This window comes from Mucilaginibacter sp. (genome assembly GCF_039925265.1).
Taxonomy (GTDB): Bacteria; Bacteroidota; Bacteroidia; order Sphingobacteriales; family Sphingobacteriaceae; genus Mucilaginibacter.
On sequence record NZ_JBDSZG010000040.1, the window covers coordinates 1 to 21125 of the forward strand.

Here is a 21125-nt window from a genome sequence, read left to right on the forward strand (position 1 = left end):
TGCTTCTACAGCATTTGCTACACGTCGAGGGTGGTCAGTTTGTCCCGGAATCCCCTGGTCAGTTTGCCCCGGAATTGGTGGTCAGCTTGCCCCGGAATCAGGTGGTCTGGTTCATCAGAATCTCCAAGCATACAGTGTAATGCCAACTGCAACCCAAGGTGCGATATGGAGAGATACGCACCCATTATTTTCTATATTTGGCCTTAAGAGGATAGTATGGCCCGTTTGTTAAACACTACATTAAGATATAGACAATTGCTTTTTGTAGCAGCGTTCCTATTACTGACTATTATCTCTAAAGCTCAATCTCGTTATAATTTCAAACATTACCAGGTCGAAGACGGCCTTTCCAACAGTAAGGTAAATTGTATTTTACAGGATAAAAAAGGCTTCATGTGGTTCGGAACGATTGACGGACTTAACAGGTTTGATGGTTATAGCTTCAAAACCTTTAGAAATGATATTTCAATCCCAAGGTCGCTCGGAAACAATTTCATAAATTGTTTATACTGCGATGACCAAAATAATTTATGGGTAGGCACTAATAATGGCATTTACAAATATGATCCCGTCCATGAAGATTTTAAATTAGTCAGCTTTTCAAAAGATCATTCTGTAAAAGCAATCCAGGAAGATTTAAATGGCAATATCTGGTACATTTCTAATTATATCCTTTATAAATATAATTTAAAAACTAATCAATTAGATTCTTATACTTCTGGAAATTACAAGTTCACCTCTGTTTGTGTAACCGTTGATGGGAACATATGGGCTTCGACTGCCAGGGGCCTTATCAAAAGATATAACAAGGTTTTGGATTGTTTTTGTTCAGATGATGGCAATGGTTCGCGGAAATCTTCCATTAATAACTGGTATATCGAAAATATCTACGATACAAAAAAGGGCTCGCTGTTAGTTGCTACTCTTACAAACGGCATTTGGCTTTTTGACACCATTACAAGAACAAGTAAAGCAATAATTATACGTAATAAAGATGGGTCCGAGATCTACGTAAAAAACTTTGTGCAATCCGGCACGGATGAATATTGGGCTGCAACAGACGATGGCGTTTACGTATGCAACATTAATACCGGCGTTTGCTCCGAACTTCGGATGGAATATGATAACCCATTTTCGCTTTCAGATAATTCAACCAATTGTTTATACAAAGACAAAGAAGGTGGCATTTGGTTAGGAAGCCGCTTTGGTGGTGTTAGCTATTACCCTTTTCCTTATACGTTTTTCACAAAGTATTTCCCACGACCCAGCACCAATTCTATTAACGGCAATGGAATTCATGAAATTTGCCCGGACGCTTTTGGCAATTTGTGGATCGGCACGGAAGACGCCGGCCTTAATAAGCTGAATTTAAAAACAGGCAATATCAAACACTTTAAACCTAATGGAAGAAAGACAGATATTTCATTTTACAATATACATGGACTTTTGGCTCAAGGAAACTATTTGTGGATTGGAACCTATCTCCATGGTATTGATAAAATGAGCATAACAACAGGAAAGGTGATTAAACATTATACCATTAGAAACAAAACTTTTAGTAGCAATTTTATCATACATCTGTACTTGACGAGATCGGGTGAACTTTTCGCAGGGGCTCCGGAAGCACTTTATAAATATGATAAAGTGAGTGATCAATTTTTACCAGTTCCGGGATTTAATTTTGAAACTCAATCAATTCTCGAAGACAAAAACGGCGTCTTATGGATTTGCACAGTAGGCAATGGCGTTTACAGATGGGACGAAAGAAAAAACATTATTGAAAATTTTAGAAATAATCCCAAAGATACTAACTCCCTCTGCAATAACATCGTGAATGGTGAATTCTTAGATAGTAAAGGTCTCTTTTGGTTCGCAACCGAACAAGGGCTTTGTAAATATGACCCGCGTCAAAGAAAATTCAAAACTTATACAATTAACAATGGGCTGCCCAGCAACTTCCTTTTTAAGATATTACAAGACAAGAAAGGGGACTTATGGATAAGTTCTACTAAAGGTTTGATCCGCTTTGATCCTGCAACGGAAAAGATAACAACATTTACTGTTGCTGACGGTTTATTAAACGATCAGTTTAATTGGAATTCAGCATATAAAGATCGTAATGGGCGCATGTACTTCGGCAGTATAAAAGGCTTGATCAGTTTTGCTCCTGAAGAATTTAAAACCAATGAAATAGCGCCCTCTGTTTATCTCACTAACCTTCAGATTTACAACAAAGACGTTTCTATCGGGATTAAAAAATCGGTGTTGCAACAATCCATCACTTATACTAAACGAATCACCCTTAAGCATGACCAATCGTCTATCAGTATTGACTTTTCTGCATTGAGTTATACCTCGCCCGGACGTAACGAATACGCCTATAAGCTGGACGGGCTAGAAAAAGCCTGGACTTATTTAAAGACCAACAGGAGAGTTTATTTCACAGAATTGCCACCGGGAGAATATAATTTTCAACTAAAGGCATCCAACAGTAGCGGGGTATGGAGTAAAACCGCGACTGTGTTAGCAATTGAAATTTCACCTCCGCTGTGGGCCACTAAAGCAGCTTATTTTATGTATGCGATAATTTTCGTTGGCATCATAATGTTTGTTGTTTTTCACTACCGCAATCGTTTTCTGGAGAAGAACAAAATGAGAATAGAACAGTTGCAGTATGAAAAGGAAAAAGAGCTCTACCAAAATCAAATCGAATTTTTCACTAACGTTGCTCACGAGATCAGGACTCCCCTTACGTTGATACAGGCACCCATGGAAGACATTATGGAATACGTGGCGCTGGTGCCCGAAATAAAAAACAACCTGGAAATTATGGAACGTAATACCACCAGGTTACTTGATCTGACCAATCAACTATTGGACTTTCGTCAGGTTGAGGTAAAAAGCTTTAGCCTGAACTTTGAGCAAGTGAATATTGCCCAACTATTGTACAATACTCATGCTAATTTTCGTCCACTTGCAGATCACCTGAATATTGATTACCGGATTTCATCACCCGTGGATGATTTTTATATATGCGCAGATTTAGATTCAGTTCAAAAAATACTAAATAACTTGTATAGCAACGCGATCAAATACGCGATTGGAATAGTACAAACATCATTTCGGCCGATGGTAGAACGTAACCGGATTGAAGTAGAAATTCAGAATGATGGTTATTGTATTCTTCCTGAAATGAAAGACAAGATCTTTGAACCATTTTTTAGAATAAAAGAAGCGGAAACTCAACCTGGATCGGGAATCGGATTGGCTTTGGCGCTTACACTAACTCAAAAGCACAATGGAACTCTTGAACTGAAAGAATCGCAAAATAACCGGAACGTTTTTGTGTTGGAACTACCTATACGCAATGAAGGTGTTTAACCATGCAGATAATGAAATAATACTTTTCAGCGTGTAAACATGCGGCGTAGAAAGAAAAGAGCTTTCCGGTACTTTTGTTCTCAAGGCGGCCTACAGGGCCAAAAAGGTTCGGATTATAACTGGATTTGGCGGAGTTTATTGTTAGCATATGGCCTATTCGCCCTTAGTTTTTAAATTGGACGATTGTCTTTTTAGTTTCTTTCGGGTATATTTTAATTAAATGCGTGTGCATCAGATATGGGATAAGCTTACCGGTGGCAGCTGTATTAACCCTTATAGCAGTAGATGGTAATGCCGGCATATGGCAATTGACACAGTTCATGTTTAAAAAACCTGTGTTAGCTTTGAGCTTACAGAAACTGTTGCTTGCAACGCCATGGCAGTTTTGGCAACGTTTAGAATAGGTCATACTTAAGCCACGCTCGTTTACGTGGGTATTATGGCAACTCGTACAATCCATTTTACTGCCAATAAAGCATTTACTTTGAGCTAATAGCTGTAGCTGGTTACCATGAACGTCAAGGTTTGTCAAGTCGAAAGGGCTTAAAGGCGGCTCTGGCAGCATAAAGTCATTCAGAACGTTACCAGGCTTAAAATTAAAAATAGACCTAAGCATATAGCTTTTGTTGCCGGAGTGGCACGATGCGCAGATGTCTATTTTTTGCTGTCGGGATAATGTATCAAAAAGGCAGATATAACGGGCGGTTTTTATGTCAGGATGTGTTTGCTGATACACTACGTGCGCCAACGAAGGGCCGTGGCATCTTTCACAATCAATTCCATAGATGACAGAATTTCTGTCAAAGTGATCAGGTAAACCGTCAGCTACAGGTGGCTTTAGTTTCTTAATATAAGAACTGTGACATTCCAAGCACCTCTGTTTTATGGCTCTGTCAAAGTTTGCCGTATGAACATTGTATCCTGGGCTTGTGGAAAGCGAACGAAGCGTAACGAAGTAGGCTAAAGGCAGTTGATATAAGCTATTTCCTTCCCAGGAGAAATAGTTTTCCCCTTTTACGCCACCAACAGTGATATCGAGCGAATGGCTTTCCTCCAGTTTATCATTTAAAAAAAGAGATTGATAATACTTTCCGCCCTTCTTTTTTAAGACTATTTTCTTTTTATCTGTAAAATAGTACTCCAGTTTGACGTTTTTCAATTTGCTATCGAGCTCCGCCGTGTCTGCCCCGCGCGATGCCATAAAATGGGCTGTGTGAAGCCAGGAATTGACATCCTTTTTATGGCATTGGTTACAAGACTTTGATCCGGCGTATTCTCTTATTTCGGGACTGCCCGCAACGGTAAAATTTTTACACTGAGAAAGAATTGCGGTTATGATTCCGCAGCAGATTGACATAAACAGCCAGGTTCTCAAACAAACTGGATTACTTTCCAAATTAAAAGGCAATTCACTCAAAATTAAATCGAATTATCATTGAGAACTAAAAAGGGCCCCCTGAAATCAGGAAGGCCCTTAACCAATCAAAACTATATTAATAATTAGGGTTTTGTGCAAGAGTAGGGTTTAACGATATTTGCTGTGCAGGCACAGGAAGTAAGTCGTGGCCCGGCGGAACGGTTATGCCGTGCTTGTCCTTGATGTACTGAACATGAAGGCCGGTCCTCCTTAAGTCGAACCACTCGGACATTTCACCGGCCAGTTCATGCCTGTATTCATCCAGCATTGCCTTCATGAAATCAGATTCAACCGGAGGCGGCACAACTACAGCCGGATTCGCTAATTTCCCAAAAGCTCGGTCACGCACCTTTTGGAAAGTGATTCTGGCATCAGATTCCGCCCCGGATTTAAATTGCGCTTCGGCAAGGCTAAGCAGGACTTCGCCATAGCGCAGCAGAATCACATTCTGGTTACCAAAGATATGCTGAACGCCATCTGCAGGATTGTTGGTAGCGCCGGTAACATTAGGGTCTCTCCAAAATTTAACGCCGTAGTAGCCCGACCTTTTAGGCAGACCGTCCCCCACCCATTCGAAGCCGGTTCTTCCGCAAGTGTTAATAATATTACCGTTTGCATCCTTATATTTGGCATTTCCAGCGGCAAAACCGGCCTTTACCCTTTCGTAGTTTTTGATTTGGATGACAGGGCTTGGATGCGCGTCGTTTGGCCCTATAATCGTAGGCAGCTTACGAGTGTCGCCGGCCTGGAAAGAGTCATACAGCTTTTTATTAGCGTAATGATAACCGAACGTGGTCACTTCTTCGGGCATCCCAAATGACGTTAGCCAGTTTTCTTCGTTACCCGCATTCCAATCCGATTTGCCACCGGAAGGTGTATCAAATTGAACCTCGAATAAAGATTCTTTTGGCTTGTTCTGGTTTGCATACTCATGAACGTCGATATAATTTCCCCATAGTTGGTAGTGACCATCTAATTGTTTGTAGGCAGTGACTGCTTCAGCATATTTTTTTTGCCACATTAGTGCCGAGCCCAGATAACCTAAAGCTGCTCCTTTCGTAGCCCTACCCAGGTCAGCATCCCCGTGGATCCACGGAAGCAGGTCCGCTGCTTTCTGCATGTCTGTTGATATTGAAGCGAATACTTCATCCTGCGTATTGCGCGGATGTAGCCCATCGTCGGTTACCGTTTGCAATTCCAGTGGTACGCCACCAAACGTGCACGCCAGGTAATAATACAAAGCGCCGCGCAAAAAATAAGCTTCCCCTGTTAGCCTGTCAGCCAATTCAGGTGTCAAAACCCCGTCCGCTTTCATCTTTGCGATAATAGGCAACGCGGAGTTTGCACGGGCAATACCTATGTATGAATCTCTCCAGAACACGTTTCCGGCATCGAAAGAAGTAGAAAACTGGTAATCGTTAAATGACACGTCTGCCCCCCAGTTAAAAAAATCCTGAGATAGAAAATTCGCATTATAGAACAGGGACTTCAACAGGTAATCCCTGTTGTGCTGAAAAGTGTCATATATTGCGTTGACCAGGAAGATGCCGTCTTCAGGTTTTTTGAACAAAACATCTTCAGTGATCCTTGTCGTATCTTTAACATCCAGCACGTTTTTTTGGCACCCAAGCGGCAACAGAAGGGATGCGCTTACCACTACGGCGTATAAATATTTCTTTTTCATTTTATTAGCTTTATATTTTATTAAAAGGTCACATTTAAACCTACCGTATAAAATTTCGACATCGGGAATGTTCCTACATCAATGCCCGTGGCTGTTGGGCCGTTACCACCTATTTCCGGATCTAACCCACTGTATTTGGTAATCGTAAAAAGGTTCTGAGCTGCCACATACAGCCTCACTTTACTGGCCGTGATCTTTTTAGCGATTGTTAGTGGCAAAGAGTAACCTATCTGTAAATTCCTTAAGCGGAGGTAGCTGCCACTCTCTATCCATTGATCTGAAGGCCGGGTGTTACCATGTTGCTCACTGCTGGTAATCCTGGAATACCTGTTTGTAGAACCAGTTGCTGTCCATGCGTTCTGAGCGTATTCACGACTGATGTTCTGTATACCCACTCCGCCCCCTGTTTGCATAAAACTTTCCATCGTGGACTCCATATAGTTGAATATTTTATTACCGTAGGAACCGTAGAAAAAGGCGCTCATATCAAACTGTTTGTAGGACAGATCCAGGTTAAATCCTCCAAAAAACTTAGGGATAGGGCTTCCTAATGAAGTACGGTCCTGGTCATTTATCTTTCCGTCGCCATTTAAGTCCTTAAACTTTCTGTCTCCAGGCTTTGCAAACGGATCATACTGAGTGCCTGGGCCATATTTAGCAACTGCAGCCGCATTTAAAGCGTCGATTTCAGCTTGGGTCTGGTAAAGGCCATCTGCTTTGAACCCGTAATAATCGCCTACTTTCCCGCCAACGTATGACCTGGTATATGATGTCCAATTATTAGCTCCTGTGTTTGAAAAGCCCTGCCCCACAAGGTTTTCTACGTATTCCAGGTTGGAAGCCAACCTTACAACTTTATTAGTTATCGTTGAAATATTAAATGCAATACTGTAGTTAAAATCCTTAATCGAGTGTTTGTAATTTAACGAAAACTCAAATCCGTGGTTTTCAATGGCGCCGACATTTCGTACAGCATCAGAAAAACCGGTTTGAGCTGGTGTTTGAACTCTTAAAAGAAAGTCTTTCGATTCCTTTCTGAAATACTCGACAGTTGCGGTCAGGTCGCCCTTGAGAAAAGATGCGTCAATTCCTATGTTGGTTGATTTCGTTGTCTCCCACCTTAAGTTAGGATTCGGCAGAAACGCCAGAACATACCCGGGTTGCCAAACTTTGTTAAATGGATATCCGTTATTATCTCCTGCGGTAGCAGATGACCCCGGGCTATACAAACTTAAGTACTGAAAAGCATCAATATTATTTTGGTTTCCAACTTCGCCATAGCTCGCACGGATCTTCAAGTCGCTAAGTGCTGTCACATCTTTAAGAAAAGCTTCTGACTTCGGTCTCCACATGATCGATCCTGACGGGAAAATACCATATTGGTGGCCTTCTGCGAATTTTGACGACCCATCGCGCCTTACAGTTCCCTGTACATAATATTTATTGTCAAAATTATAGTTTAATCTGGCAAACTGTGAGGTAAGCGATGAATTTGAAGTATTGCCTCCTGCACTTAAAAACGTTTGCGGAATTGATCCGATATTTCTTAGTGCATCGTTAATCAGGTTGTTACCGCCTGCATTCAGATACCTGAATTGATTCTTCTGTGTAGAAATACCACCTACGAAATTGATGGTATGCTTTCCGATGATTTTATCGTAGGTCAAATAATTTTCCCATAAATATTCATACGAGTCGTTAGCATTCTGGCTATAGAAGTTCTGCCCCGGGCTGATAGCCGCACCATACTGATCGCGCACACGGTTATCTGTGGGCGAGAAGAAAAAATCGCTGTAATTGTTGACATTCATACCAAAATTGGTTTTCACTTTCAAACCATCCCAGATCGTTGCTTCCAGCGACGAAACCATTTGCAGGTTATTGCTACCGCCATCGCGGTCAGGAACTTTTATTCCATAGACAGGGTTACCCCAGTTTTTAATTTGTTGGTTGGTAGGTGTATAAAAACCATAATTGCCATTCCCATCATCTATTTGATCTGTGAATTTATTTCCGGTCATGGTCGGAGGCAATTTGGATAAGTTACCGAGGCTTCCGGTACCCGACCCAAAAGCTACACGGCTTTTATTCCGGCTAAATTTTATGCTTGTTGATGACTTGATCCACGATTTTGGCGTGTAGTCGAGGTTAGCGCTTAAATTAATCCTGTTGTACCATGATCCAATTACGATACCCTGTTGATCGTAGTACGACATGGATACCGCTCCCTGTGCTTTTTCGCCGCCTCCGCGAACGGAAAGGTTATAACTCTGCCGCGATCCGGTTCTGTAGGCATAGTCCTGCCAGTCAAGATTACGAAGAGCAGATGGGTTACTCCATTCAGGTAGCCGGTCAAACCCTTCGGCGACTCCAACTATGTTAGCTATTGTTGCCCATTCGGATGCGTTCAAAACTTCATAGGTCTTTGGCGTAGTTTGAATTGACCCATACGAATCAAACGAGATCTGGGCACCATTCTTGGTACCTCTCTTGGTAGTAATGACTACCACGCCATTGGAAGCTCTGTTACCATAAATAGCAGCAGCGGAAGCGTCTTTTAAAACATCGATGCTTGCTATATCGGATGGATTGAGGTTACCAATCCCCTGGGTGGGGTAGCCATCTACAACATATAATGGGTTTGTGCCGCCAAAGCTTCCCACGCCCCTAATTGTAATAGATACGCCTGAACCTGGCGCCCCGTCGTTGTTTGTAACCTGTACACCGGCTGCCCGGCCCTGAAGCGCTTGATCAACTGTCGTTACAGGGACTTTTTCAATTTGAGCGGCAGAAATTGAACTAACTGAACCGGTTAAATCTTTCCTTTTACTGCTTCCATAACCAACTACCACCACTTCATCTAAAGACCGGTTAAATGAAGACAATACTACATCAACAACCGCCCTGTCGCCGACTGCGACTTCCTGCGTAGCGTAACTGACAAAAGAAAAAACCAAAACAGCATTGGTGGGAACATTAATTCGGTAATTACCCTTGGAATCTGTAACTGTGCCCGTGGGATTCCCTTTAACCTGAACACTTGCCCCGGGGACCGGGCCAGCGTTATCTGAAACTCTGCCTGTCACTGTTTTGACCTGGGCAGAGGCATTAAAAAACGTAAAAACGGTAAGTACAGCGGCTAATAATAGCCTGAAATACTTACTGTTTTCTTTTAACAGTAAAGTTTTTTCCATGTTACATTTAAGTTAGGTTTAAAGAAGATTAATTGGTTTATTAATTGATATCAAAACTACTTATGCCTTAAAATCAGTGTTAATGTTATATACTCATTATCGCATAATATTTGAACAAAATATAAACTCCTGAACAGAAGTATAAAAGTTGATGTGATTGATATATAGGAGTTTAATTATAGATTCAGGACTGCATTTGCAGTACAGCAGTCAGGCAAGATAGATGCAGGGCTGCTTTAATTCCATATTGCTTTGCAGGTAACGAAACTGATTTTATAATATCAACATTGTAGTCAGGCACAAGGGCGTTACAGCCTGCGATTTCATTTGAGCCTGCAAGGGTGACAACAGCCTTTGGTTAAGATTAACCACTTCAGGCTTATATCGGATAAACGCCAGTCCGATTGTTAATGGAAGGCTTCGCTCTGAAAAAACCAGATCCTGTTACTTCTGCACTGAAAAATGAAAACCCCACAAAAGGCACATGGTTTCCGCCCTCTTTAGGCGGGCCAAGTGGCTTATTGTCACTTCAAATTGGCTGAGAATGCCCGGCCATGCCGTTCATTGTACTCAGCTATACTGCCAGGTGAAGGGCACGCGTTAGATAAACATCCGGCTAGCCGAGTAGCTATTTCGGAAATCAATCGGTGTACATCCTTTCTTACTTTTAAACGTGCGGTTAAAGTTGGCCATATTGTTGTACCCACATTTATAAGCAATTTCAGAAATAGATTGGGTCGTATCGATCAGCATTCTTGAAACGTGGCCAAGGCGAACCTCATTCAGTATTTCTATAAAAGTGAACCCGGTACGCTTCTTGAGGAACCGGCTGAACGATCCCGGTGGCATATTTGCAACCCTTGAGACCTCACCCAGAGTTATTCCCTTGGGAAAATTATTATTGATGTACTCCAGTACCCTTTCTATTCGCCTGCTATGATAGTCCATTTGAACTTTCGTAAACGATGAATCTGACAACATCTTACGGTTTGGAGAGACCGACAATTCATCAAAGATCGAAAAGAGTTCAAGGATCAGGTTAAATTTCCCTTCCCTGTTAAGCGCAAAAATGCGTGGCGCTATTCGCTCGACAGTTTCCTGAGAAAACAATATTCCGTTTTTAGCTGCCTCAAACATCTCACGTATATAAGTTACATGGTGCCTTTTTAAAAACTTTTCATCAAATAGGTCTTTATGAAACTGGATTGTCACCTCTTGAATCGACGAACTTGTGCATCGATGGGTAAACCAGCCGTGTGGCAGGTTCGGCCCGACAAGAACAAGTTCACTATCCGTAATCTGATCGATATGGTCACCTACGATCCTTTTTGCTCCTGCCGCATTTAAAATCAGGTTTAATTCCATGTCGTCATGGTTATGAAGAGGAAAGTCAAAGCCCTTTTTCTCTCTGCAAAAAATTGTGAAGCAATCATTTGGAGTCAGAGGAGTGATTTCCCTTAAAATTTCCTTTATCATTATGTTGCAGAAATCGTCCAGCCTCTATTGATAACTTATCCGGTCATAAACCAGCGTTACCCGAGTTTCTCCTCGTGGCGAAGAGGTTGTTTGTATTACGTGTAACTCTTTATTTTTATTTTGCAAATTCCAAATTTCACTGGTTTTAATCAGGAAACTTTGGCCGCCAAAATTCATCTTCAATTTAAAAGTAATACTTAGTGTATCGCTTTGGCCTGATAATTTTGCTGTGGTGATACGTTCAACACCTTCAGCTTTAATATCCCGGCCATCAAGCTTTAGCTTTTCTACTCTAACCTGCGGCTCACTCCATTCGTCAGTGTACAATCTTCTCAGGTGAAGCTCATCGCCGCTCTGCGCTATCGTTAATCTTTCAGAAAGGTTCGCTGTACCGCCGGCATTTAAATTGCTTTTATCTTCATTTAACACCCATTCTCCATTAAAATCTGCCGGTGTAATTAAGGGTAGCGGAGATAATCTGGCTCGTACGCGGAAAGGGTTTATTCTATCGATATATGCTGCATCATTCAAACCAAGTATCCGCGGGTTGTTGGCAAAGGCTTCATATTGCTTTTTTGTGGTATTGCGAACCATTCCGGCCCATATCATCCAAAAACCCCATCTTGGCTGCGACCCTAAAATTTCGGAAGAAGGAGGATTACCAACCTCTGCCAGCGCTAATGGCTTGCCTTTTGATAAGGAAACAAGCTGATCATAGTAATCCTGCTTAAAATCTGAACCGTAAACATCCAGGGCAACTATGTCCAGGTACTTGTCTCCCGGGTAATATTTTTCAAACTCCATACCCGGCTTTGAGGGCCTGTCAACACTCCATACCCATATTAAATTATTCAGCTTGTGAAATTTCACAAACCGGTCAAACATTTGGCGGTATAGCGCCTGTGTACTGTATTGCCCAACGCGGTTACCCCACCAAAACCAGTTACCGTTCATTTCGTGGTATGGCCGCCAAAGCACAGGCACATGTGCTACCTGCAACTTTTTGAGGTAGAAAGCGATACTGTCAACCTGCGCAGCCCATTTGTTATACAGTTCTGTGCCCGGGGTAAGCACATCCTTAAACTGCTGGTCCGTCAACTGGCCCTGTACGCTCGCCAGATTCGCTGGGTCAGCACCGGGAAGTGGCTGAAATGTTACCGGCTCGTTTGCGGTAGGGGGCACGGCATGCCAGCATAAAGCCACGATTGCACCCATTTTATACTGGCGCTCTGCTTCCTTAACAAGGCTCTCTCTCAGCAGGTGCGAATCTTTATCTCCGGCTTTGGCAAAACCAAAATCCGTCCCGAATACTACCGGTGTTTTACCAGAATAGTGCGCAGCAAACTTTGAGTTCTTATCAGCGGCGGCAGGGAAGTTATGCTGGCCTGTAAGTGTAAATTTCCCATCAATGCTGTAAAGAAATTGCAAAAGAGCTTTGGCCTCCGGAGACGCGTTAGTAGTTACTGGCATGGTTGTTTGGCCAGATGCTGATAAACAGGCCGCCTGTAAAAAAACAAAGGCGGTTAAAATTATATGATTCACTCTCATGGTTGTGGTTCAGTTAAATCGGTAAGGTTTTTTTATTTTGAAGTAACATGCTATGTATCAAAATTCCCGTATTGTATTACAATACGGTTACTCCATCAATGAGTGGTTTTATAAATCGGCCTGAATCCTTTAACTAATCTTCTGGGCAACGTACCGGATTTATTGCTTTTTTCATTGTCAAATTCAGGGTTCATGTTGTTTGTTAGCGCTTTTTAAGTGGATCGATTAATTTATCGGGGAAGTGGTTGGCTCCGGACTTGCATCGCCCCATACAAAAAACGGCTTTGGGTTTGGAATTGGAACGCAAGGCACGCTTGCCATAAAACTTTATTTATCATAATTATAATTGGCGGCTCCATATGACAGAGGCGCGCAAGGCGCTCAAGTCCATAGCGGGGTTCAAATCGCTACCGTTAAACAACTGCTCCAGAACGGATGTAAAGAAAGGGCGTAATTGTCAAATGCAATTATGCATGTGTATCATTATTTGTCCAAAACGTCTCAATTTTTTTTTGATCGTGCATATATCTTCTGCAAAAGGATTACAAAGAAACAGACACGATGTAATTTTTCTATATTTAGGCTTAAACACTTGCATGATACATCTGCCAAAGCCTGTTTTAATCCATAAACAACTATTCATTATAGTGGGGTTTCTGGTAATTTCTATATACGCAAAATCACAATCTCCTTACTATTTCATACACTATAAGGTTGAAAATGGCCTTTCCAATAATAAGGTGAGGTGCTTTGCGCAGGATAAGAACGGCTTAAGGTGGTTTGGAACAATTGACGGGCTTAATCGGCTTTACGGCTACACGTTCAAAACATCCAGAAACGACCTCCTTAAAACAGGTAGCCTTGGGAACAACTTTATCAATACCCTGCAATGCGATGAACAAGACAATTTATGGGTAGGAATACATAAAGGGCTTTACAAATACGACCCCATGAACAAAAGTTTTGAGCATGTCCCTTTTGCAAAAGATCATTCTATGAACGCCATCAAAAATGACTCTAAAGGGAACTTATGGTGTGCAATCGGTTCAAAAAATCCTGCTAACCTCTATAGCAATGCCATCAAGTACGCTCACCGGGAAGTAAAAATAATGCTCAAATTAAACGTTGAACAAAATCTGATTGAAGTAGAATTCCAGAATGATGGCAACATCATTATTCCTGAAATGAAAAGCAGGATCTTTGAACCGTGTCTCAGAATTAAAGAAGGGGAAACTCAAACTGGCTGGGGACTCGGATGAGTTTTGGCTCTAAGCTTAACTCAAATACACAATGGCACACTCGAATTGCAAGACTCGTAGGATAATATAAACTTCTATGTAATAAAGCTTCCTATACAAAACGAAGACCTTTGCAATAGAAATTAAAAGAAAAAACAATATAGTAAATGATGGAACCTGTTTTATTGATCGTAGATGATAATAGTGAAATAACCGATTTCCTATCTGGAAATTTAAGATCGAAATATAATGTCCTTGTCGCCAACAACGGTCTTGAGGCATTAAAACTGTTGGAAAAGGAAACGGTGCACCTCGTCGTATCTGATATCATGATGCCCTTAATGGATGGATTTGAATTATGCAGATTTATTAAGTCGAATTTGCACTTCTGCCATGTTCCGGTAATTCTCCTTACGGCAAAGAACACTATAGAATCTAAGATCGATGGTCTTGAGTTGGGTGCAGATGCGTATATCGAAAAACCTTTTTCCCCCAAGCATTTACAGGCACAGATAGCCAACTTACTGATGAACAGGAATAAACTGAAAGAATTTTTTGCAAGTTCACCCCTTGCACATATGAAAAGTATGGCGTATTCAAGGTCTGACGAGGAGTTTTTAGAGAAATTAAGTGCGGTAATTTTTGCAAACTTAACAGATTCGGTATTAGACGTTGAGCACCTCGCAAACTTTATGAATATGAGCCGCCCAACGTTATACAGAAAAATCAAAGGCGTTTCCAACTTAACCCCTAATGAGCTGATTAACATTAGCAGGCTGAAAAAAGCAGCGGAATTATTAAACTACGGAAAATACCGAATAAATGAGATCTCGGAAATGGTTGGTTTCACTTCGCAACACCATTTTGCAAGAAGCTTCCTAAAGCAGTTTCAAATGTCACCTTCCGAATATCAGTCCCGGTGTTACGCAAAAAGTTAGTAGACTTAATAATATTGCAATTGCGGGAGATCCATTAATCTCCATAACATACACTTAAGGAGATCATTCTTCGACCTCTTCTTTAAAGGGTGGCAATAGAGATTTCCAGAAATTGATATTCTAAGCTTTAATTTTTTTTCTTGAAGGTCTTAGGATACTATTCATTCCTAATTCATAAGGTCCTGTCAATGCTATATTAAATATCATCTCCTTTACGATTATCAAGTGCCGACTTCATCGCTTTTGTATAATGAGCGACATTGGTATTACTAATCGGCGACAAAGAGTGAAAAGGTAGACCTTTTCGGCCGGTTCAACATATTCTATCAGGATATATGATACGGTCAAGCTTGCTATGAAGGTTCTTTAATCGAACTGGCCGTCCTGCGTATCATAGCGCATCTGGTAGCCGCTCTCCAGTTTTCCTTTACCAAGGAACAGGCTATGATCCAGCTTAAAGCGATAGCCGTTGATTGGCCGCTTGTAAGGGTTATAAACATATTGTATGTTTTCCTTGGTATTAGGATATTTCAGGTTCCGGTTTTTGGTATCTCCATACAGGTCTGCATGTTCGTAAACCATACCTGCAGTTAAAGTCGATTTATTTGAAAAAGTGTGGGTATAATCAAAGTTGGCTAAAGAAAAATCGCCCTGCTTGGTTTGTAAATTAGCGTTAAAATAGGTGGTGCTTTTTTATCGGTGCATCTGTGGCCAGGTTAGCCGTGGTGTTATGGTACAGCAGGTCGGCTACACGATCCTGAGAGCGTTTGCCAACAAATAGTCCTGCCGAGAAGACGTTAGACGGATCAGTAGTATAATTTATGGTTGCACGCCCCGCGTAGTTGTATTTCTTAAAGCTCCGCTCACCGAGTGAGGGGAACCGGGTGATGGTGTTGTTTGCAAAGTTTTTGGTATATACATCCCCCTCGCGGTAGCCGGCATTATCATTCCTGTTGTAATTGCCACCAACCGACATATCCCACTTGCCTTTCCGGTAGTTCAGGGTAAGGTCGGCGCCATAGCGTTGGGGCTTGCGCGCGTTGCCATAATCGATGGTGCTGGGCAGTCCGCCCTGGGCATTTGCCGCTACTGTAAATCCATCATTTACGCCTTTTTTTGTGATGATGTTGATAATGCCGCCCCGTCCGTCAGGGTCATACTTGGCAGAGGGCGCAGTGATCAGTTCAATGTTCGCAACAGCATTAGCCGGTATCTGGCTCAAAACGGTTTGGGCATCCGTCAGCACTGGTTTTCCGTTATAAGCACCATAAATCCTGATGAGCCCCTTACGCTAATTTCGCCTTCGCCGTTAACCGAAACGGATGGCAGATTTTTTAACACGTCGATAGCCGATCCGCCTTTGGCAGATTCAAACTGGCCGGCCTTATAGCTTTGTTTATCTATTTTGTTCAGCGAATTGATCTGCTGGCCAGTTACGTTAACTTCGTTTAATAGCCGCTGGCTGGCTACTAAAGTGATCGTGCCCGCATCTGACAATCCGTTGCTGACTGTAATAACTTCACTATATTGATGGTGATAGCCAATAAATGCTGTTTTAAGCACATACTTGCCTGTTGCAACATTGTCAAATTGAAATGCACCGTTACCTTTAGATATCGTGCCGCTCACTAGGGAAGAATCAGCACTTTTTAAAAGGGCAATGCTGGCATATTCTACCGGCTGCTTACTTTGCCGGTCGGTGATCAACCCTTTGATCGCACCGGTTTGCGCCATGAGCAGATTGGATAATGAGATCAACAAAACAAAAAAAAGCACTTTAAGCATATTCATAGATAGTACAGGTATGGACACCGCTAAGATATTGTAAGAGGAGCATATTATTACAAGCAGTACGCATCCTTTGAATACCTTACAAGGTTTTTAACTTCACTTGTTTCGCTTCTTCCCAAACCAACAGAAGTTTACTTTCAAGCAACCCTATTGTTTTTAAATAACTGCCTTTACCTACATCGGTCACTTTATTTGTGCCGACATTTTTTATTTTAAGGTTACCGTTCTCAGAAAATGAAACAATATTATGGCCGCTAATTGAACTGATACTACAATCTCGCCCTGTGCCTAATTCCAACTCATTGCTGCCCGGCTTAGCATAATAAACAGTGCCCTGCCTTTTCCAAACTGTGGAGATGGAATGATCGGTATTGAATGTCAAACCGCCGCCGTCCATTGGGCAGGCGTTCAGTTTCCAGGTGCCGGTCCCTAATTTTTGCGCGGCATCAAAAGTAACTCCCCGGTTTTCTGATCGGACGAGGTATAGATCTCTCGACCCCATCAACCAATTGCGGAACATGATCGCTACCCGGCTTCCGTCCACGGCGATGCTTGGACGGCAACATTCACATACATGGCCGTCCGGCGATTGATAAACCAACCTGTTACGGCTCCATTTATTTGATCTCGGTGCTAAAGAGGAGAAGTAAATGTTATTGTTTTTACCAATACGGGTATCCAGCCATACCGCATAGAAGTGATCCTGCATATCCGAAGCTATATTCATTAATCCTTCCGGCGCAGACGCGCGCTGGTCGTTTAAAAAGCCCATCGCCTTCCAGCCTTGCCTTGTTCGATGGTTCAGGGTGAAATAATGAATATCTCCCTTTTTGTCGATGGCCGTCACCAGGCTGTAACTCACTGAACTGGCCAATTGCGGCCCTCTGGCCATACCAAGGTGCATATCGGGCACGATTCCAACTAAAATCGGTTTTGAAAAGGTTTTACCCGCATCTCCAGAGGTCGTACAAAAGATGCTGTCCGTTCGGCCATACACCAACCTGAGCATACCGGCTGCATCCTTAGCAACCTGCGGCTGGTGACCTTGAAAAGATGTTTGGGCAGTTGCCATATTCCAACTGATAAAGCATAGCAACAGTAAAGCGAACAAGTTTCTCATATAGTTTGATTTGGTCAGTAACAAGGTAAAATTATGTAAAAAACAAACGGAATGCTATAAAATTACCTGCGGGGTTGCTGGTTAATTTTGTATCGTTAAATCATCATCATGGAAACAACAAATTTACAGACACTGACTTTTCCCGTTACCGGCATGACTTGTGCCGCTTGTGCATCCAGCGTGGAATCCATGGTCGGTAGCCAAAAAGGCGTAGAAAAATCAGAAGTCAATTATGCCACACAATCGGTAAAGGTCGTCTTTAATCCTGAATTGGTACAGGCCATAAAATTGCAGCAAGCCGTTCAGTCAATCGGATATGACTTGATCATCGACGCGGTTAACGGAAAGGAAAAGCAGGAAGAAGCACAGGTGAAACAATATGATAAGCTAAAAAAGAATATTACCTGGGCAACAGTGTTAACAATTCCGGTGGTACTGATTGGTATGGTGTTTATGGATATTCCCTATGCCAATTACATCATGCTGGTATTGACAGCACCCGTGCTGTTCGTAGCCGGAAGAAGTTTTTTTACCGGAGCCTGGAAACAAGCCTCCCACGGAAAAGCCAATATGGATACGCTGGTAGCCATGAGTACCGGGATCGCCTTTTTATTCAGCGTTTTCAATACCGTCTATCCGGAATTCTGGCACCGGCAGGGCTTGCATCCCCATGTTTATTTCGAGGCGGCTTCCGTCGTGATCGTTTTTATCATGTTGGGCAAACTACTGGAAGAAAAGGCAAAATCCAATACTTCATCCGCGATAAAGAAGCTAATAGGCCTGCAACCCAAAACAGTGTTGCGGGTAACTAATACAGGGGAAATAGAAACCGCGTTTGAAGACGTGCAGGTTGGCGATCTATTATTGGTTCGTCCCGGTGATAAGGTCCCGGTTGATGGTGTGGTTTATCATGGCAGCTCATTTGTCGACGAAAGCATGATCAGCGGCGAACCTGTTGCCGTGGAAAAGAAAGCCGGTGACAAGGTGTTTGCGGGTACTTTAAATCAAAAGGGCAGTTTTCGTTTCACAGCAGAAAAAGTGGGCAGCGGTACCATGCTGGCCCAGATCATCCAATTGGTGCAGGAGGCACAGGGCTCTAAAGCACCCGTACAAAAATTGGTTGATAAAATAGCCGGGATATTCGTACCTATAGTGATGTCGATCGCTTTGTTAAGCTTAGCAGCCTGGCTGCTATTTGGCGGTCAGCACGCGTTTACGCAAGGTTTACTGGCGATGGTAACGGTCCTGGTCATTGCTTGCCCCTGCGCATTAGGATTGGCAACTCCGACGGCCATTATGGTGGGTATTGGTAAAGGAGCTGAAAATGGCATTTTGATCAAAGATGCCGAAGGGTTAGAGTCCGGGCATAAAGTAAATGCGGTGGTTTTGGATAAAACAGGAACAATTACTGAAGGTAAGCCTGTTGTCAATAAATGGGTTTGGTCTGACGCAGCTACCTTAAACCAAAGCCTTTTACAATCGTACTTTTTATCTTTAGAACAACAATCGGAACATTCGTTGGCCGAAGCTATTGTTACCTATTTAAAGCCGGACAGTTTAGCGGCAGTTACCGCCGACACATTTAATAGCCTTACCGGCAGAGGTGTTGAAGCGCAATTTGAAGGCCGGGTCTATTTTGCCGGCAGCCATAAGCTGATCGAAGAAAAAGGAATAACGATCCCTCAAGAATTATCAGGCCCGATTACCAACTCGTTAAAAGAAGCAAATACCGTGATCTACTTTGCGGACAACGTGCAGGTACTGGCTATAGCCTCTATTGCCGATCAAATTAAATCCGGTTCTGCAGAAGCGGTCGATCAGTTAAAATTACAGGGCATCGAAGTCTACATGCTCACCGGGGACAACGCCCAGACCGCAGCGGCGATAGCATCCCAGGCCGGTATTGAACATTACCAGGCTGACGCTTTACCGTCGGATAAAGCTGCATTTGTAAAACAATTGCAGCAACAGGGCAAGGTCGTGGCTATGATCGGTGATGGTATCAACGATAGCCAGGCATTAGCGCAGGCTGATGTTAGTATAGCGATGGGAAAGGGTTCGGACATAGCGATGGATGTTGCTAAGATCACTCTGGTATCTTCCGATCTGCGGCAAGTCCCTAAAGCATTAAGGCTCTCCAGGCTAACCGTCCGTACTATCAGGCAAAACCTGTTCTGGGCCTTTATTTATAATCTTATCGGCATACCTATCGCTGCAGGTCTGTTATACCCGATCAATGGCTTTTTACTCAACCCGATGATCGCCGGTGCCGCAATGGCGTTGAGTTCTGTATCCGTAGTCAGCAACAGCCTGAGACTAAAATATTCAAAACTTAATCTTTAATTTAAAAATCAATCAAAATGGGAACTTTAAAATTCAAAACCAATATTAAATGCGGTGGTTGCATCGCAGCTGTTACACCTGCATTAGATAACTTATCAGGTATAGCGAAATGGGAAGTTGATACTGCCAACCCGGATAAGATCCTTACTGTAGAATCGAACGAGAGGCTAACACCCAACGAGGTTATTAGTGCTTTAAAATCCAAAGGCTATCATGCTGAAAAAATTTAACCGTATTTTTGTTTAAACACAAACATGATCCTACATATCAAAAATATGGTTTGTGACCGCTGTATCATGGTGGTCAGGCAGCAGCTGGAAAATACCGGGCTGAATGTAGGTGAGGTCAGTTTAGGCAGCGCTGAGGTTCAGCCTTCTCCGGACAGTGAACAGCTGAATTTAATTTCATCCCAGCTTAAACTGTTGGGCTTTGAGTTGCTGGATAATGAAAAGGACCGCATGGTAGAACGGATCAAAAACCTGATCGTTGAAAAAGTGCATTATAGCGACCTGACAGATGCCCACCTGAACTTTTCACAATATCTGTCGGACGGCTTGAAAAAGGATTATGCTTACCTCAGCAGGATGTTTTCTGATGCGGAAGATATGACCATCGAAAAGTTTATCATTCAGCAAAAGATCGAGAAAGTAAAAGAGTTGCTGGAATATGGTGAGCTAAATCTAAATGAAATTACCTGGAAAATGGGATATAGTAGCAGCGCACATTTATCTGCACAATTTAAAAGTGTGACCGGTTTAACGCCCAGCCAGTTCAAGTCGTCAGGACAGGGACAGCGTGGGGCTATTGATAAAATTTAGCGGGTACGGCCAGCGTACCCGCTAAATTTTAGTGTACGGGATGGGAAGCTGGAAACCCTCGTTAATCAACTGACCGACAGCAACAAAAAAGGTGATCCTCGTCATCGGGTGCTTCGGCCTAATCCTTTAAATTAGCATCAAACTATAAAACGAAAACGGAATTATATAAAAGCCGGT

Annotated in this window: 14 protein-coding genes and 1 pseudogene; 6 read left to right on the forward strand and 9 right to left on the reverse strand. The window is 42.5% G+C overall.

From position 1 onward, the window contains the following. Positions 1 to 216: 216 nt before the first annotated feature. The gene (locus tag ABIX36_RS18015; protein ID WP_348083560.1) at positions 217 to 3381 is read left to right on the forward strand and encodes a two-component regulator propeller domain-containing protein; all 3165 of its coding nucleotides are present in this window, start codon (positions 217 to 219) and stop codon (positions 3379 to 3381) included. Between the two features lie 163 nt (positions 3382 to 3544). Here ABIX36_RS18015 and ABIX36_RS18020 read toward each other — a convergent pair whose 3' ends face one another. The 5 genes from ABIX36_RS18020 to ABIX36_RS18040 all read right to left on the reverse strand — a co-directional run bounded on the left by ABIX36_RS18020 (position 3545) and on the right by ABIX36_RS18040 (position 12622). Next, a complete protein-coding gene (locus ABIX36_RS18020; protein WP_348083561.1) occupies positions 3545 to 4798 on the reverse strand; it encodes a multiheme c-type cytochrome in 1254 nt (417 codons plus the stop codon). Between the two features lie 76 nt (positions 4799 to 4874). Beyond that, complete coding sequence (locus ABIX36_RS18025; RefSeq protein WP_348083562.1) at positions 4875 to 6482, reverse strand: RagB/SusD family nutrient uptake outer membrane protein; 1608 nt, start codon at positions 6480 to 6482, stop codon at positions 4875 to 4877. A gap of 20 nt (positions 6483 to 6502) precedes the next feature. Then, positions 6503 to 9676, reverse strand: coding sequence for a TonB-dependent receptor (locus tag ABIX36_RS18030; RefSeq protein WP_348083563.1), 3174 nt, complete (start codon positions 9674 to 9676; stop codon positions 6503 to 6505). A gap of 600 nt (positions 9677 to 10276) precedes the next feature. Then, complete coding sequence (locus ABIX36_RS18035; protein ID WP_348083564.1) at positions 10277 to 11041, reverse strand: AraC family transcriptional regulator; 765 nt, start codon at positions 11039 to 11041, stop codon at positions 10277 to 10279. Positions 11042 to 11176: 135 nt separating this feature from the next. Next, positions 11177 to 12622 carry a glycosyl hydrolase gene (locus ABIX36_RS18040; protein ID WP_348083565.1) on the reverse strand — a complete coding sequence of 482 codons (1446 nt, stop codon included), beginning with the start codon at positions 12620 to 12622 and terminating at the stop codon, positions 11177 to 11179. 674 nt (positions 12623 to 13296) lie between these two features. Here ABIX36_RS18040 and ABIX36_RS18045 point away from each other — a divergent pair. Together ABIX36_RS18045 and ABIX36_RS18050 are read left to right on the forward strand one after the other, a co-directional pair. After that, a complete protein-coding gene (locus ABIX36_RS18045; protein ID WP_348083566.1) occupies positions 13297 to 13959 on the forward strand; it encodes a two-component regulator propeller domain-containing protein in 663 nt (220 codons plus the stop codon). Between the two features lie 146 nt (positions 13960 to 14105). Beyond that, positions 14106 to 14876, forward strand: coding sequence for a response regulator (locus ABIX36_RS18050; RefSeq protein ID WP_348083567.1), 771 nt, complete (start codon positions 14106 to 14108; stop codon positions 14874 to 14876). 366 nt (positions 14877 to 15242) lie between these two features. Here the strand turns inward: ABIX36_RS18050 and ABIX36_RS18055 are convergent. The 4 genes and pseudogenes from ABIX36_RS18055 to ABIX36_RS18070 all read right to left on the reverse strand — a co-directional run. Beyond that, positions 15243 to 15482, reverse strand: a pseudogene (locus ABIX36_RS18055) (TonB-dependent receptor); the annotation flags it as partial. Positions 15483 to 15549: 67 nt separating this feature from the next. Then, positions 15550 to 16122 (reverse strand): hypothetical protein, encoded by a 573-nt coding sequence (locus ABIX36_RS18060; protein ID WP_348083568.1) that lies wholly within the window; start codon positions 16120 to 16122, stop codon positions 15550 to 15552. Then, positions 16116 to 16667 (reverse strand): carboxypeptidase regulatory-like domain-containing protein, encoded by a 552-nt coding sequence (locus ABIX36_RS18065; RefSeq protein ID WP_348083569.1) that lies wholly within the window; start codon positions 16665 to 16667, stop codon positions 16116 to 16118. The genes ABIX36_RS18060 and ABIX36_RS18065 overlap by 7 nt, the downstream gene beginning before the upstream one ends. Before the next feature lie 79 nt (positions 16668 to 16746). After that, the gene (locus ABIX36_RS18070; RefSeq protein WP_348083570.1) at positions 16747 to 17811 is read right to left on the reverse strand and encodes a hypothetical protein; all 1065 of its coding nucleotides are present in this window, start codon (positions 17809 to 17811) and stop codon (positions 16747 to 16749) included. A gap of 84 nt (positions 17812 to 17895) precedes the next feature. On the opposite strand from ABIX36_RS18070, the gene ABIX36_RS18075 reads away from it, so the two are divergent. The 3 genes from ABIX36_RS18075 to ABIX36_RS18085 are packed head-to-tail and all read left to right on the forward strand — an operon-like array spanning position 17896 to position 20948. Next, positions 17896 to 20130: a heavy metal translocating P-type ATPase gene (locus tag ABIX36_RS18075; protein WP_348083571.1), complete on the forward strand. Its 2235-nt coding sequence runs from the start codon at positions 17896 to 17898 to the stop codon at positions 20128 to 20130. A 17-nt stretch (positions 20131 to 20147) separates the two neighbouring features. Beyond that, positions 20148 to 20360, forward strand: coding sequence for a heavy metal-associated domain-containing protein (locus ABIX36_RS18080; protein WP_348083572.1), 213 nt, complete (start codon positions 20148 to 20150; stop codon positions 20358 to 20360). 24 nt (positions 20361 to 20384) lie between these two features. Next, a complete protein-coding gene (locus ABIX36_RS18085) occupies positions 20385 to 20948 on the forward strand; it encodes a helix-turn-helix transcriptional regulator (RefSeq protein WP_348083573.1) in 564 nt (187 codons plus the stop codon). Positions 20949 to 21125 lie beyond the last annotated feature (177 nt).

Coding starts and splice junctions, on each gene's coding strand:
- ABIX36_RS18045 (WP_348083566.1), top strand. CDS start 13,297: ATGATACATCTGCCAAAGCCTGTTTTAATCCATAAACAACTATTCATT.
- ABIX36_RS18025 (WP_348083562.1), bottom strand. CDS start 6,482: ATGAAAAAGAAATATTTATACGCCGTAGTGGTAAGCGCATCCCTTCTG.
- ABIX36_RS18085 (WP_348083573.1), top strand. CDS start 20,385: ATGATCCTACATATCAAAAATATGGTTTGTGACCGCTGTATCATGGTG.
- ABIX36_RS18050 (WP_348083567.1), top strand. CDS start 14,106: ATGATGGAACCTGTTTTATTGATCGTAGATGATAATAGTGAAATAACC.
- ABIX36_RS18035 (WP_348083564.1), bottom strand. CDS start 11,041: ATGGAATTAAACCTGATTTTAAATGCGGCAGGAGCAAAAAGGATCGTA.
- ABIX36_RS18065 (WP_348083569.1), bottom strand. CDS start 16,667: ATGAATATGCTTAAAGTGCTTTTTTTTGTTTTGTTGATCTCATTATCC.
- ABIX36_RS18040 (WP_348083565.1), bottom strand. CDS start 12,622: ATGCCAGTAACTACTAACGCGTCTCCGGAGGCCAAAGCTCTTTTGCAA.
- ABIX36_RS18080 (WP_348083572.1), top strand. CDS start 20,148: ATGGGAACTTTAAAATTCAAAACCAATATTAAATGCGGTGGTTGCATC.
- ABIX36_RS18015 (WP_348083560.1), top strand. CDS start 217: ATGGCCCGTTTGTTAAACACTACATTAAGATATAGACAATTGCTTTTT.
- ABIX36_RS18030 (WP_348083563.1), bottom strand. CDS start 9,676: ATGGAAAAAACTTTACTGTTAAAAGAAAACAGTAAGTATTTCAGGCTA.
- ABIX36_RS18075 (WP_348083571.1), top strand. CDS start 17,896: ATGGAAACAACAAATTTACAGACACTGACTTTTCCCGTTACCGGCATG.